Source organism: Chryseobacterium tructae, from assembly GCF_030409875.1.
GTDB classification, from domain to species: Bacteria; Bacteroidota; Bacteroidia; order Flavobacteriales; family Weeksellaceae; genus Chryseobacterium; species Chryseobacterium tructae.
Window position 1 is genome coordinate 873,176 of record NZ_JAUFQR010000001.1, and the last position, 15,529, is coordinate 888,704.

General features: G+C 34.1%; 8 protein-coding genes and 2 pseudogenes. 2 read left to right on the forward strand and 8 right to left on the reverse strand.

The window, feature by feature from the left end:
- Positions 1-173 precede the first annotated feature (173 nt).
- Positions 174-1,612: pseudogene (locus tag QWZ06_RS04190) on the forward strand (alpha-amylase).
- 119 nt (positions 1,613-1,731) lie between these two features.
- On the opposite strand, the gene QWZ06_RS04195 reads toward QWZ06_RS04190, so the two are convergent.
- A complete protein-coding gene (locus QWZ06_RS04195) occupies positions 1,732-2,142 on the reverse strand; it encodes a thiol-disulfide oxidoreductase DCC family protein (RefSeq protein WP_290295897.1) in 411 nt (136 codons plus the stop codon).
- A gap of 5 nt (positions 2,143-2,147) precedes the next feature.
- Positions 2,148-2,615 carry a heme-binding domain-containing protein gene (locus QWZ06_RS04200; protein WP_290295899.1) on the reverse strand — a complete coding sequence of 156 codons (468 nt, stop codon included), beginning with the start codon at positions 2,613-2,615 and terminating at the stop codon, positions 2,148-2,150.
- A 580-nt stretch (positions 2,616-3,195) separates the two neighbouring features.
- Between QWZ06_RS04200 and katG the strand changes: the two are divergent.
- Positions 3,196-5,470: pseudogene (gene katG / locus QWZ06_RS04205) on the forward strand (catalase/peroxidase HPI).
- A gap of 105 nt (positions 5,471-5,575) precedes the next feature.
- Here katG and QWZ06_RS04210 read toward each other — a convergent pair.
- The 6 genes from QWZ06_RS04210 to QWZ06_RS04235 form a co-directional block, all read right to left on the reverse strand.
- The gene (locus QWZ06_RS04210; RefSeq protein WP_290295900.1) at positions 5,576-5,800 is read right to left on the reverse strand and encodes a hypothetical protein; all 225 of its coding nucleotides are present in this window, start codon (positions 5,798-5,800) and stop codon (positions 5,576-5,578) included.
- A gap of 95 nt (positions 5,801-5,895) precedes the next feature.
- Positions 5,896-6,336, reverse strand: a complete 441-nt coding sequence (locus QWZ06_RS04215) for a hypothetical protein (protein WP_290295901.1) — start codon at positions 6,334-6,336, stop codon at positions 5,896-5,898.
- Positions 6,337-6,742: 406 nt separating this feature from the next.
- The gene (locus QWZ06_RS04220) at positions 6,743-6,958 is read right to left on the reverse strand and encodes a hypothetical protein (protein WP_290295903.1); all 216 of its coding nucleotides are present in this window, start codon (positions 6,956-6,958) and stop codon (positions 6,743-6,745) included.
- A gap of 129 nt (positions 6,959-7,087) precedes the next feature.
- Positions 7,088-7,726: a hypothetical protein gene (locus tag QWZ06_RS04225; RefSeq protein ID WP_290295904.1), complete on the reverse strand. Its 639-nt coding sequence runs from the start codon at positions 7,724-7,726 to the stop codon at positions 7,088-7,090.
- A gap of 667 nt (positions 7,727-8,393) precedes the next feature.
- Positions 8,394-11,936: a DUF6443 domain-containing protein gene (locus QWZ06_RS04230; RefSeq protein WP_290295905.1), complete on the reverse strand. Its 3,543-nt coding sequence runs from the start codon at positions 11,934-11,936 to the stop codon at positions 8,394-8,396.
- Positions 11,937-11,939: 3 nt separating this feature from the next.
- Positions 11,940-15,512, reverse strand: a complete 3,573-nt coding sequence (locus QWZ06_RS04235) for a DUF5977 domain-containing protein (RefSeq protein WP_290295907.1) — start codon at positions 15,510-15,512, stop codon at positions 11,940-11,942.
- Positions 15,513-15,529 lie beyond the last annotated feature (17 nt).

Sequence of the window (15,529 nt, forward strand, 5' to 3'; positions counted from 1 at the left end):
TGGATTAAAAGAAAAATTGTTTCGAGAATCTTAAAAATTTATGATTTTTTAATGAAAATCTCAGTTGTGATTCTTATTGAATTATTATTTAAAACAAAAATATTTCTCTTTATTTTGAATTTGTTTTTAATAAAAATGTAACTTGTTTGTTATATTGATAATTGAATTTTCTCATGAAAAAAACACATTTTATTCTTTCCCTATTGGCTTTAGCGCTTGTTGGCTCGTGCCAGAGTAACGATGAATTGAGTACAAAATCCTCGAAGGGGCAAGAGGTACACGACAAAATAGTAAATGTAACCCATCATGATGGAAGACCTTTCAGTACCGGAAAGGTATCCGGATCGGCACAAGGAAAATTTGTTGCCGGCCCGGGAGGAAGTGTTTTGATGCAAGGGTTTTACTGGGATGTTCCTGATGGTGGTAATTGGTGGAATACCGTTAAGGATAAATTAACGGCTTGGTCTAATGCAGGAATTGGTGCAGTATGGCTTCCTCCTGCTTCAAAAGCACAGAACGGAGCCTATTCTATGGGATATGATCCTACCGATTATTATGACTTCGGAAACTTTAATCAAAATGGTAGTGTAGAGACCCGATTTGGATCAAGAACAGAACTGGAAGCTTTGATCACAAAGCCCATGCAGAAAATATGCAGGTCTATGCTGATATTGTAATCAATCATAACAGTGGTGGGCAATCTGAAGCCAATCCGTTTACGGGAACTAATACCTGGACAAATTTCTCAGGAGTAGCTTCCGGAAAGTTTCAAAGAAATTACAATGACTTTTATAAAAATGCCTATGGAAATAATGATGAAGGTTCTTTTGGCGGGTTTCCGGATTTGTGTCACGCGAATCCTCATGTTCAGGATTGGTTATGGGGAAGGGATGATTCAGTGGCAAAATATTATAAAAATGTCATGAAGTTTGATGGCTGGAGATTCGATTATGTAAAAGGATTTGGGCCATGGGTAGTCAATACCTGGAATTCTAAAGTAGGAGGTTTTTCTGTCGGGGAATTATGGGATTCTAATGTCAATACTTTGGAATGGTGGGCTAATAATGCAAACAGTTCCGTATTTGATTTTGCTGCTTATTATAAAATGGATGAAGCTTTTGATAATGGAAATTTAAATGCTCTGAATGATGATATGATGTGGAAAAGAAATCCTTACAAAGCGGTGACCTTCGTTGCCAATCATGATACTGATATCATTTATAACAAAATGCCGGCCTACGCTTACATTTTAACCCATGAGGGATATCCTACGATTTTTTATAGAGATTATGAAGAATGGTTAAATAAAGAAAGATTAAATAATCTGATCTGGATTCACAACAACAAAGCTACAGGAACTACTTCTATTTTATATACTGACAATGATGAATATATTGCAAGACGTAACGGCTATAACGGAAATCCTGGTCTGGTCGTTTACATCAACACATCATCAACTTGGCAGGAAAGATGGATTGATACGAACTGGAGCAATCAGCAAATTAAAGATTTTACCGGAAACTCAAACTGGTATCCTACAACGCAAGGGGATAAAAGGGTGAAAATTCAATGTCCACCGAACAGTTACTCGGTATGGTCGCTTAATTTATGAGTGATGAGTTCACAGCTCAAAATTGAATAAATAATATAATCTCTCGCAGATTTTGCTGATAACGCAGACTCTTTATTATAATATAAACATCTGTGTAGAACTGTGAAATCTGTGGGAAATTACACCTGAATAAATTTTTTCTTCTGATGCTGATCGGGAAGATAGCACTTTTGATTGGCCAGCTTCATTCTGTTTCTTGAAATGATATCATATACTTTGTCACTAAGAAAGGTTGGCATGAGTTTGCCAATTGCTGAAAGCTTATAAATCCCACCTAGTATATTCGCAATTTGGAGTACGGCTCTTGACTTTATAAAATAATATTGTTTTGGTTTCCAAAGGTATAAAGTGTTGAAAACTTTAGTTTCTAAGCCTCTTTCCGATAAAAATTGCTGCCCGAATTCAGATTGAAGTGAGGCAAACATGAATTTGTCTTTTTGATCTCTCTCCAGAATCCATTGCACCCAGAAATTGCAGACTCCACAATCTCCGTCAAACAGCACAATATGTTTATCTTCCCAGTTTTCCACTCCTTTTATTTATTAAACATGATCCTCCTTTCTGTATCTTCTTTGGTTTGCTTGAAATATTTAACAAGATCTGCACGCTGTTCATCAGTCAGTTTTGCATCCTGATGCCCAATATAGTAAGATTCAAGCGGCATTTCTTTTTTCTCAACCATCTCAATACATTCTTCCAATTTACGAAGCTGTCTTTGAGGCTCATATACTGCAAAGGTAGAAAAATTAAGATGCTTTCTGCCTTCATTAATATGATTTTTCACATACCATGAAGCGGGCGAAATATCGGCATACCATGGATATTTTGTTTCATTGGAATGACAATCATAGCAGGATGTTCTGATGATCTTAGCTACTTTTTCAGGGGTGTTTTTAATTTTCAAAAAATCCATGCCGGGTGTAGGACGAGGATTGGTTTTGTCAATAGGAAAAAACTGAATGATAACGAAAGCTACGAGGAGAATGATTAGTACTTTTTTCATGAGGCGGTATTTATGTTGGTGAATTAAAGTTAGTTATTTTTTTTGGATGGAAGTTGGAAGCTAGAAGTTCTTGAGGACAAGGTTTAGGTGTTGTTTTTTTTAATAAAATTTATTCGGAGGCTTGAGTGAGAAGGTTTTTGGATGGATGTTGGAAGAGGGAAGCTGGAGGTACTTGAGGACAAGATTTAGATGTTGCTTTTTTAACAAAATCTATTCGGAAGGCTGCATGAGAAAGGTTAGATATTATTTCTGTATGATCTAAACAGGTGTTCTAAAGCTATTTTCTGTCTATAATAACTTCCAACTTCCAGCCTCCATCTTCCAGCTTTTCTCCCTTACATTGAGTTATTCTAAATAGAGTAGAGGTTGCCAAACGGATTTAAAAAATGAGTAACTTAATACCACAATTGTGTCTTGAATTCGGAGGCTGTCGAAATGTTTTGTTATAGTTTTTAACTATCATTGAAATAATTATTAATAGATTGTATTTATTATTCGAACGTTGTAAGTTTGTCATATTCTTACAACAGAGGAATTACATTAAACTGTATTAATTAAAATAAAAAATAAATAAACGACAATGGAAAAAGATTTGAATGACATCAGTAAATGCCCGTTTCACAACGGAACAATGAAGAAGAGTGTAGCAGGTGAAGGTACTCAAAATAAAGATTGGTGGCCAGATCAGTTAAGAGTAGATCTTCTTCGCCAGCATTCATCACTGTCTAATCCTATGGAGCAGGACTTTGATTACGCGGAAGCATTTAAAAGCCTTGATCTTGAGGCGGTAAAAAAAGATCTTCATGCTTTAATGACAGATTCACAGGACTGGTGGCCTGCAGATTTTGGTCATTACGGGCCATTATTCATTCGTATGGCATGGCACAGTGCCGGCACATACCGTGTAGGAGATGGTAGAGGTGGAGCAGGAGCAGGGCAGCAACGTTTGCCCCATTGAACAGCTGGCCAGATAATGTGAGCCTTGATAAAGCAAGGAGATTATTGTGGCCTATCAAGCAGAAATACGGTAGAAATATATCATGGGCGGATCTTTTAATTCTTACAGGAAATGTAGCTCTTGAATCTATGGGATTCAAAACTTTTGGGTTTGCTGGCGGACGTGCAGATGTATGGGAACCGGATGCAGATGTATATTGGGGATCTGAAAAAACTTGGTTAGGAGGTGATCTGCGATATGCTCATGGCTCAGAAGGAGTTGTAGAAGGACATTCCGCGGTTCTTCCTACGGATGACAACGCAGATGGAGATATTCACTCCAGAAACCTTGAAATCCATTAGCAGCTGTACAAATGGGTTTAATTTATGTGAATCCTGAAGGGCCAGATGGGAATCCGGATCCAATTGCAGCAGCTAAAGACATCAGAGATACGTTCGGACGTATGGCGATGAATGATGAAGAGACTGTTGCTTTGATTGCAGGGGGACATACTTTTGGGAAAACCCACGGTGCAGGCCCTGCGGATCATGTTGGTAAAGAACCGGAAGCAGCCGGAATTGAGCAACAGGGACTAGGTTGGTCAAGCAGCTATAAATCAGGAAGTGGTAGAGATGCTATTTCCAGTGGACTGGAAGTAACCTGGACTGAAACTCCAACACAATGGAGTAATTACTTCTTTAAAAACTTATTTGAAAATGAATGGGAATTGACAAAAAGCCCTGCCGGAGCTCACCAATGGGTAGCGAAGGATGGAGCAGAAATTATTCCTGATGCATTTGATGCTAATAAAAAACATAGACCTACTATGCTGACAACGGATCTTTCTTTAAGATTAGATCCTGTTTACGAAAAAATTTCAAGACATTTTTATGAAAACCCTGATGCGTTTGCAGATGCATTTGCAAGGGCATGGTTTAAATTAACCCACAGAGATATGGGGCCGCGTGCCCGTTATCTGGGATCAGAGATTCCTCAGGAAGAGCTTATCTGGCAGGATCCTATTCCGGAAGTAAACCATGAATTGGTAAACGATGGCGATGTTGAATCTCTTAAAGCTAAAGTTCTAAATTCAGGATTGAGTATTTCTGAATTGGTTTCAACAGCATGGGCTTCTGCATCTACTTTCAGAGGAAGTGATAAGAGAGGAGGAGCTAATGGTTCAAGAGTAAGATTAGAACCTCAGAGAAACTGGAAAGTGAATAACCCTGCTCAATTACAGAAAGTATTAGGCTTATTGGAAGGAATTCAAAATGAATTCAATACTCAAAATGGTGGAAAGAAAATATCTTTAGCTGATTTAATTGTTCTGGCTGGAAATGCAGCGGTAGAAACGGCGGCAAAAAATGCAGGTCATGAAGTGAAAGTTTCTTTTGCACCAGGAAGAATGGATGCTTCTCAGGAACAAACAGATGTTGAATCTATAGGATATTTAGAGCCTGCAGCTGATGGATTCCGTAATTATCTGAAAACAAAATTCACGGTTTCTACCGAGTCTTTATTAATAGACAAAGCACAATTGTTAACGCTTACTGCTCCTGAATTAACTGTACTGGTAGGAGGAATGCGTGCTTTGGATACTAATTTTGATGGTTCAAAACATGGAGTATTTACCAGTCGTCCCGGAGCTCTTACCAATGATTTCTTTGTGAATCTGTTGGATATGGGAACGCAGTGGAAAGCTATGTCAGACGATAAAGAACTGTATATGGGAACAGATCGTAAAACAGGTCAGCCAAAATGGACAGCTACGCGTGCAGATCTTGTTTTTGGATCAAATTCTGAACTAAGAGCAATTTCAGAAGTATATGGAAGTGCTGATGCACAAGGTAAATTTATCAATGATTTCGTATCAGCATGGACAAAGGTGATGAACTTGGATCGATTTGATCTGGCTTAAATCTTTTTTAATCTTTATAATAAACAGGTTGTCTTGGAAAAGGCAGCCTGTTGTTTTTATATGTATTGATGACTTTAAAGATCAATGGATACTTTGTTTATTTTTTTATTGACCTCCTTTTAATTTAATAATTTCATCTACTAATAAAGGAATTGCATTTCTTGCCATAGCAATGAAATCCTGATCTTCAGGCTTTATTGAAATAAATTCTATATCATAATCTCTATTGCCTTCTTCTCCGGTCATGATAAAGCTGGAGCCAGAATCAAAATCTCGGCCTTCAATATAGGAAGTCCATGGAGATTGGGTAGCTTTATTACATATTTCCATGATGTTTTTTTAATTCTAAGTCTGTCATTTCTTTGTATCAGAATTTAGTAAGCTCTAAAGAGTTGGGTAGTTATTGATGATTTTGTTATATCTGATTAGAAATTTAATGTATTTTCTAATCCTTCGATTAACAGATTATCCTGGCTACTTATCTCCCAAAAACCACCATCAAAATAGGCAATGGTCAGGTAAATATTTCTATACATTATATTTTCTTCCTCAATTGTATATTTTTTGAACTGATCCGTTTTATGATCAATAAGCAATAATAGATCAAATACCTGGTGAACTCCCGAAATTTTTCTTTTTAAATCATCAATATTCATAATCAGTAATTCATCTTCTTTATTGACACGATCATAGAATTCCATAAATGATCCCTCAAAGTTTTCATTAGGCAAACCATCAAAACACGGAATTGAAAAAAAGCATTCTGTAATATGAGTATTGTAGTTAATTATTACATCCAATATTTTAAGTAATTCTGTACTCTCATCACCAATGCTGTCTATTTTTAATAATTTATTTTGTACCATGTATGGAATAATTAAGGGTTGAGGTTTTTTGATCTTTGGAGTTAAGTGTTTTACGCGTAGCAGATAATAGCAATCTTCAAATTACATTTATGTTTAATGTTTCTTAACAATGCATCTATTTAAAATAATAAATATCTTAAAAATGACTAAATGAAATAGTAAGAAATTTTTTATTTGGTTGCTTCAAGAACCCTTTCTGATACATCTGTATTAAGCTTTTTTTTATCAACCCCAAATGGTATTTTATCTATTGCCCAGCCTTCTTTTTCATTAATATCTTTCTTTTTCAAACTGTCAGTTATATCATAGCTATCCAAAATGATAAAACCATTTTTTATATTAATGGAGTCATAGGCTACAAGATATTTTCGTCCTTTAATTAGGCTTCCATCTGAATGAGGTTTTTTTATTCCATTTGAGTATGGAACTCATAATCAAAGCCGTCTCCTGTTGATTTACTATAAAATCTATCTGATGAAACTGTTCCAATTGTATACTTAAGATTGTTAAGCATATCTTTATTTAATATTGCTGTATCAGAAAACTTGATATATAAAATTAAAAATATTAACAATAAAACGGAGGCAATCAGTAATTTTATACTGTTTTTATTATCATTCATACCTTATTTATTTTTGAATAGGAGTTGGAACAGGAATCCGTTGGTTTATGTTTTTATCCGCGAAATTAAACAAGAGTTGAGTAAAGCTTTCTTCTTGCCAGTGGAATTCTCTTTGTCTAATATATGTTTTCACAAATTTGATATTTTCTTTATTTCTGTTAAGTCAAAAAAAAGCGCATTATATATTTCTGATTTTAAAATATTTTCAAAATATATAAGATTGCTATGATCCGATTTGATAAGTTCTTTTATAAACGTGAGATAGCTATTTTTATGTGTAATTCTAAATAAAATCAGACTGGCTAATAATTGTTCATTTTGATAATAGACATCATTATCTCGTATATATTCTAGACCTTCTATTAAATCTTTACAATATAATAATTTAATGTTTTTATGCAGATATTCCAAAGAGGCTAAAACAATCAAATCTTTGTCCTCTTCTTGTATTTTTAAGAATGATAGGATTTTTGTGTAATTTAAGTCAAGACCAAAATCTAAGGCTATATAAATTAAATCAGATACAAATTCTCTGTCTTCATTGTCTAAATTGGAATTGATAAAAGATTCAATTATGATAAAATCTTTTTGATCTAAAAGACTATATTCATAGAAGAATACATTCACTAGTTCCTTCTCCTGAAAATTGAGAATGAATTTTATGTCTTCTGGTGATAACTTTATTTTCTTTCTACAGATCTCCAAGATAGCTTCATTTGCTTCTTCAAACGATTTATTTTCAATGTTTTTTAATGTATTATTTATCATTTTTTGTTTTTACTTTGTCTGTAAGGTCTTTCTTTTGTATTTCCCGCTTGGGTTATTGTGAAGGTTTTGTATTGTATCACGAGCATGATGCTCACGCCAGCGAGAGTATTGAGGTATATTTTAGCTAGACTTCAAAATATAGAGCATGATGATCCTGTATTTCCTAATAAGTAGTACCTGTTTTTAAATAGAAGCCACTGCAATTGCAGTGGCTTTTTGTTGATTTTATTTATTAATAATAAGCATTCTTATTTTATAATTTTAAACCTTTATCCTAAAGGTGAGTCAAATAAAAGACCTTTCATCATACCAATGGTAAGTATCACTAAAAAGAAGAGTAAAAAATAGGCGAAGAAATTCACAAATCGCTTTCTATTATTATGACTTTCCAACGAATTGGTATTATAATTATTTATAAAACTCCTCATTCCTAAAATAAATGCAACAATCATTGATGTAAATGTGATATAAAGGATGAGAGGTTGCTTTAGTTCAAAAAAGAATAAGATGACTAAAATATCTATTAATCCAATAATCCAGCTTAATTTAAATATTGTAAAGGACTTTATATCTTTTCCCAATAATAAAAATATTGAATTTGAAAATATAATGATAAGAAGGATTATTTGTAAGATTGTATTCATTTATAAGATTAGATATTAAAAAATTAATGAGAGAAAGGATTAGGGAAAGTAAGCTTTAGATCTCCACCCAGCCCTAGGCCATCTGCTACCTTTCCTGAAACGCCTACAGAAAAACTATTATTTTTAGGGTTGTAAAGATAAGATGCTCCACCTTTTGCCCCTACTGCTCCAATAGGAATAGAACCTGTTAGGTTAATTCCCCATTGACCATTCGGTGAAGTAGCACTCCAATTTCCTTCAATTTCAGCGAATGCAGCAATTGCACCCACATCAGCTGACCATCCATATTTATTAGTCTGCATATTAGCTCCTACAAAACCTGTCAGCCCCTTTGCGCCCAAAGAAAAAGCTAAAGTACTTGTTGTGAAACTCAATTTTGCCTCTCCAACAGTTCCCTCCAAATATCCTTGAATATTTGAGTTACTACCGATTAAGTTTGGCGCAGAGAGCCCACCTTTTACATTAATTAGCTTTATATTAAGATTGGTATCTAAGCCCTCAAAGTTAAGGTTTTTCAAGCCAGCGTTATAGTCAACTGCTGTGAAATCAAATGATGAAGCTGTAAATGATGAAACATTTCCATTCAGTTTAGAGAACCATTTACCATAATACATACCAGATGTATGCTCTTTACCTTCATTGTAAATTTTAGTTTCAGACCAATCTCCTGGTCCTCCTGGCCCTAGGGTAACCTTTGAATTACGAGAAGTATTATATTCATTATTTGTAAATCCGTCAGTAAAATTACTATATCCCATGGATCTATAATTATCTGCCGTTACTTTAGCATTCCATTCCCATTGATTACCTTTCAATCCCCAACCATCAGGAGCTCTTCCATCAGGATCAATAAATCTGATAGGATTGTTAAATGCATAGTTATATGGGCTATGTCGAGTCATTTTTTCTGCAAGTGGATCTGTTGCTCCCCATCTCCCAAGATCCGGCATATACATCCTTGCTCCATAGTCATACATTCCCGTTTCCTCAAGCTCTTTTCCATTGTACTTATTATGATAAGGGATGCCAAAATCTTTAAGGTTATCAAAATCATTGTATCCCTGATGTGCTAATCCGAACGGATAATAATTATTTTCTTTTAAATAAAACCATCCGCCGCCATCCGCTGCACCAAACGTAAGTCTAATATTCCCTAAATGATCTTTATAATCATAAATATATTGTGTTCGCTGCAAGTCATAAGTTCCTTCTGTTGTTGGAATTAATTTTAAAATACCATTTTCATATTGAAAGCCATCCAAATATTCTGTTGTTGTATTTCCATATACTTTTTTTAGTTTAGCTCCATCAGCCCTATAAAGATAGGAGGTGTTTCCTTGTGCCGCTAAAATTTGTTTAGGTAAATTCAGATAATTATATGTTATAGATGAAATCCCTTTATCTTTTTGATTCGTCATATTACCATTGAGATCATAATCAATAGTATTCCCTCCAATAGGGTATCCAGAAGGGTTATTTCTATTATCAGTAACCTTTATTAGCTTATTTGATAAGTTAGGAATCTCGTAATCATAAACAAGCTCATCAATATGCATCGCAGTTGAAGACCCGGGAGGAGGGGACTGGAATCTATTTAGCGTTTTAATATTTCCATTAAGGTCATAACTTACCTCTTCGTCATAAAAATGGTTTTGTGCATTTGAGGTAAGATAAGGGGTTAAGAAAGTTCCTTTAGTAACTCGGTTCAAAGGATCATAAGTATAAGAATATCTTCTATGGATCTTATCACGCGCTGTTTTCCAATCAGCTTCAGAAATATTTCCATTGTACTTTGCAATCCCGTATTGAGTATCTTGAGGGTTTTGATATTTTAATTGCATAGCAAAAAAATTATCCCCTAAATTTTCAGGATCATTAATGTTTGTTAACCAGCCTCTGATATTGTATTTGTAATTAATGGATTGTAAAGGTTCGTAATTGTCTGCGTCATATTGCCCTATTTTTTTATTAGCCACTTGTCCCAATTCATTATAGTTCAGAATGGCCAATGACTCTTCCTTATAATTATTGACTTTATGCTTGTGCGAAAGCAGTCTATTCTGATGGTCATAATCAAACACTTCTCTTATCTTAGTTTCTTCATCATTTGCTGTTCTTTTATGATAAACATAGGATTCTTTAATAATACCTGTAAAGTCTAATAATGCCTCATTTTTAGTAAATCCTCCTAAATAATTGATAGAGTGAGAACCAATTTTTCTTCCCTTTGAATCATACCACGTAAAAGTCTTTGTCCAGTTGTCATCATCTATATTTTTCACATAGGATGCTACTGCCATAGATTTGGTATTTACTGTTGAATTCTGTATATCCGTTATTGTATTTTGGCCTAAAATAGTGGCAGGTATTGCAGGTGTTCCTGTTGGATAAGTGTCATAATAATTCACACCGAGTACAGTCATGCTTCCTGTAGGAAATGCACTTTTGGTATAGTAAATATCTAACCCATTCTGAGAAAATGGAGTGGCACTTCTTGTTTCATTATTTCCGGGATTAGCGGTCATCTTATTGATGGCTGTTTGCATGACAGTTCTGGTCGCTGTATTTGAAAAGAAGCCACTATATACAACTCTCCCGAACTTATCATATTTTGTAAACAGCCACCCTTTTTTTGCAAAATTATTAGTGGTTGTTCCTAATATAGCATCTTGTGATAATATGATTCTATCCTGTTTGTCATACACCATATACTCCCAGCCTTTGCCAGGTAATCTCTTTTCAACAAGTCTGCCTTTATTATCATAACGATACTGATAACATAGATTATTGAGCAGAACCTCGGTGATTACTTGATGAACAGCATTTGGAGGTATAACAAATGCCAGCTGATCATATTCATTATATACATAATAAGTATCTACATGGACTGTAGAGCTCATGATCTTCCTTACCAATAGGGTTTGGCCTTTTGCATTCTTGAATTCTACGGTTTGATTTCCATCCTCATCAGTTACCGTGTTTTTATACAAAGTACCGGGAGCGTAAGTCTCAGTAGTAGACAAGCTTACTTCACTTTTAGTAGCCTCATTTTCCCAAACAGACTTTGCAGAATACTGATACACTTCATTGACACCATTGGTTTCATATTGGAATTTTATAGGTTTATTCGCCCAGTCTTTTCCCACCTGAATCTGTTGTTGAACTCTATCCAAAGGGGAATTTTCAAAAACTTTTTCAGCATAAATTTTTTCTGTCCCGTAGAGCGTACTACTTACATTATTTAATGGATCAGGAGCAATAGCTCCATTTAAAGAGTTAGCTTGAGGAATGGGAAGGAATTCTTTAGACTGCCTTCCAAACTGGTCATATTCGATATGATTAACAATATCTTTTCCTAATGGAGAAGCTTTTACATTGACAACTTGTTTAGATCTTCCCAGACCATCAAAATATTCTACAACACGAACTTGTTTAGCATTGTCATTAGGTTGGGTTACAGGTTCTAAATAAGTACGTACCTGTGTATAATTTTCTGTAGTAGATAATTGAGCCTCTATGTTTATTGATATAAGAAGTAATCCTATAGCTATTATTGATTTTTTCATTGCTTATTCGCTTTTTTGAAATTGAAAGGTAAAATTCAGGTAGTTATATCTGCCAGGTGTTATCGTTCCGGATATTAATTTTGCAGATACGTTTCCGATCTTGTCAACTCTGATTTCCCATGTACGATTGGCTGGAGTCGTTCCAAATGGGCCACCTGGGAGTTCATCAAAAGTGAAGACTAATGCCGTTAGAGATCGTTTACAATCCCCTTCAATATATCCTAATGAGCGGTTGGTATTAAAAAATGTTGGATTTAAACCTTGCGTAGCAATATAAACTTGGAACTTCACATTTTTCCCATCATTGTAAATTACAGGAGTATTAGAAAGTACTAATGAATTGAATGTTACAAAATTACATTGTGAAGCTATGCATATTGCATTTTGGTTGGCTAAATATTGTCCATTTGAATTAAGATCATTTAAAGCTTGCTGCTCTGCGTCATCTTTTGAGGTAGAAGAGTAAGTTTCAGCAGGAACTGTATAAGTATAAGGGCCGCCTGCAAAACCTTGTCCACAATTACTTCTTGTAAATGTTTTAGACTGTTCTGTATTGTAAAATATGGTAGGATAAGTATATGGAGAGGCGTAACCATAATTAAAATTTTTAATGATTTCTCCTGATATGTTAGTGATTTTATCCAGTCTGTTTTTTGTGTCGTATATATAATTCTCTCTTGTTCCTGAAGAAGATGTTTTACTGGTAAGACCTACTAAAGGATTATAAGTAGATGTCGTTATTGGGTAATCTTGTAAAGCTGGGTTTTTCCTAAAGGTCTCCAATGCATTAATTAATGTTTGCTCTGAGTTGATGTCTTTGTCGATATCAGACTTTTTTACGATATCTAAGTTCAAATAGGCTGTAGGGCTTGCTGAAAGTCCAAATATTTGCATTAACTCTGCGTAGGTAATTCCCTGGATCTGAGCAATAGGTATAGTCTGGTGATATCCCCATATTGTTGTAGTAGGAATACCTTGTTTTGCTTTATTTTGTAATAAATTTCCTTTATCATCATAGAGTTGATAATACATTTGATCTTCCGTCTGTACATTTGAAATAGAAGAAAAATCAGCATTTAAAAGAGAATTTCTTGTTGTTCCGACTTTCCAAACATTTGATGTATTGGCATCTTTGATGTAAATCTTTTCAGATAAATTACTTTTACCTGTTGTATTTTTTTCTACGCTCATTACAGGTGCGATGAAATTGTCATTGAGCATATTTTTGTAGGTAGCATATTTGCCGCCAGCATAATCAAAATCATTGCAGTTCCCTGTAAGACAGGCATCATTTAATCTTAATGCATCTCCTGGATAATAAATATTTTTTGTGATTTCACTTCCATCTGTTAAAACCTCTTTGGTTTCGATAGGAAAAGGATGCCAGTACAAATATTTATCATTATAAGTTTTTTTTAAGTTTGTCGTAATGCTATTATTTCCAAAGTATTCTGTTGTTGTGATACTCTCGGGTAAGTATGGAAGAACAGGAATATACGTTCTTCTTCCATCGGCAGATGGTAAACCTTCTGTAAACACATAATAATTATTATCTGTGATTTTACAATTTGAGCAATTGCTTGTGGGTTCACTTAGAGGCTCAGCATTATTTAGAAAGTTTTTGTATGTATATTCTGTAGTACTTTTAACAACGCCATTAACATCCATCAATTCCACTTTCTTTGGTTTTCCTCTTTCGTATTCTTTCGATAATAATTTTGCATCTCCAAGATTAGTTATTCCATGAAAATTAGGATTCTTGAAATACAAAGATTTGGCTTCGTCTGGATTAGTTTTTCTGTTAGTAAAAGAATATTTTCTTATTCCTTTTTCATCAATTTCCTGAACTTCTGTATAATGTATTAAGTCAGAACTATACATATTCGGGGAAAGGTTTTCTGAAGATGTGGTCGTTGCCCCAGTATAAGTGATCAAACCATTTGGGTTCATAAAAACAACAGGCGTGGGTTTTGAATAAACTCCCTGATCTAAAATTCCCGTTGATTTATTTGAAGTATCTGTATACTTATAATTTTTAGTATATGCATGGATTCCGTCATTATTAACTTCTTTGTATAATCTTGCTCCATAATACTTGTTTTCAGCGACATCTTCAACAACATTGCTCTCTTTATAAATCATGGAATACTTGTGGGGTTCGTAAAAAAACTCTTTGTACCCTCGTGTAGGAAGTAATATTCTTTTTAATAAACCTACTTTGAATATTTCTTTATCTGGGTTTTCAGGATCAGTATAGGTTATTTTACCATTCCAGAAGCCCATTGTATTCTTGTTTCCGGCATTATATGGTGGAAAAACATTTGTTTTATAATAGTCAAAAGAATATTCCTCATCTTTTTCATTGGAAACCTTTTTTAAAAAAGTTCTCTTGTAAGTTCCCCCCAGATTATCATAAGATAGAGAGATATTTTTTATGAGCAGATTATTCGTATCAAAGACTGTTATTTTTTTTAAATAAACCTTTGTAAGTTCTAAGGGATTTGTTGTTTCATCATACTCAAAATTCAAGTTTCCAAAATCACTAATATTGATGGTTTCTAATATACATTGTTTAGAATATATAGTTTCCGTAGTCTTTTCGGATGAAACTATATCATTAATAGTTCCGTCGTATACAGAGCGTACTGATGTAGTAGAAACAGTATTTTCTTGTCTACCTATAAATAAATTATTACTTTTTAAAGCTTGCTTGCCTGGGAATGAAATCGTAAAATTAGCAGTAACATTTTTCCCTTCATTAATAAAACTATTTAAAATGCTTTTGTTACTATTTTTGTATGTAGCATTTATTATTCTTCCGTTATATAGAACTACTTTTTTTAAATTCCATCCAACAATATAATTTGTTCTTACATTCCTTTTTACAGAGGTATTATATATACTAGGGCTAGCGTATTCTGAATTATCAAGATTTAGCTGATGGTAGTTAATTTCTAATTCATTAGACGAGCCTCCAAAGATAAATGTATTCCCCTTATCATCCTTTAAAGTGATTTCAGAAAATGTGATCTCTCCAAAAAGAGGCTGGCAGCCAAGGTTATTTATATCTATAGTCAGATTAGCGTTTTCACAAAAAACAATAGTTTTTCCATTGTGATCAATAACAAAATATCCTTTATACCCTAAAAAGTCAAAGTAATATTTGTCTGTCATCCACGTAAAATAATTATCAGAAGTGTTTGTAGGATTTTCCAATAACATCTTCTTTGTAGAAGCAGAAGAACCAGGTTTAAAACAATCTTGTTCATTACCACTTACTTGATTATAAAATAATGAATATTTTCGAGTTAAAGGTCTCTTTGTTTCTCTTGTAATTTTGCCAAATAAATTAACATTCCAATTAAGGCCTACAATATCAGGTTCTATATGTGGCCTAAACCCATTAGACTCATAGCTAAGGTTACTTGCTAATGTTAGGTCATTCCCAAGACTGATTTGATAAAGAGGAACAGAAACATTTGCTAATCCTGAGTATAATCTATTATTGGTTTCTACATCTTTAATCAAAGCGTAGCTACTGATACTCTTGTCTTGAGAATACAGAAGAGTATTCATGAGCAGCAGCAGGAGGT

Coding starts and splice junctions, on each gene's coding strand:
- QWZ06_RS04200 (WP_290295899.1), bottom strand. CDS start 2,615: ATGAAAAAAGTACTAATCATTCTCCTCGTAGCTTTCGTTATCATTCAG.
- QWZ06_RS04210 (WP_290295900.1), bottom strand. CDS start 5,800: ATGGAAATATGTAATAAAGCTACCCAATCTCCATGGACTTCCTATATT.
- QWZ06_RS04215 (WP_290295901.1), bottom strand. CDS start 6,336: ATGGTACAAAATAAATTATTAAAAATAGACAGCATTGGTGATGAGAGT.
- QWZ06_RS04220 (WP_290295903.1), bottom strand. CDS start 6,958: ATGAATGATAATAAAAACAGTATAAAATTACTGATTGCCTCCGTTTTA.
- QWZ06_RS04225 (WP_290295904.1), bottom strand. CDS start 7,726: ATGATAAATAATACATTAAAAAACATTGAAAATAAATCGTTTGAAGAA.
- QWZ06_RS04230 (WP_290295905.1), bottom strand. CDS start 11,936: ATGAAAAAATCAATAATAGCTATAGGATTACTTCTTATATCAATAAAC.
- QWZ06_RS04235 (WP_290295907.1), bottom strand. CDS start 15,512: ATGAATACTCTTCTGTATTCTCAAGACAAGAGTATCAGTAGCTACGCT.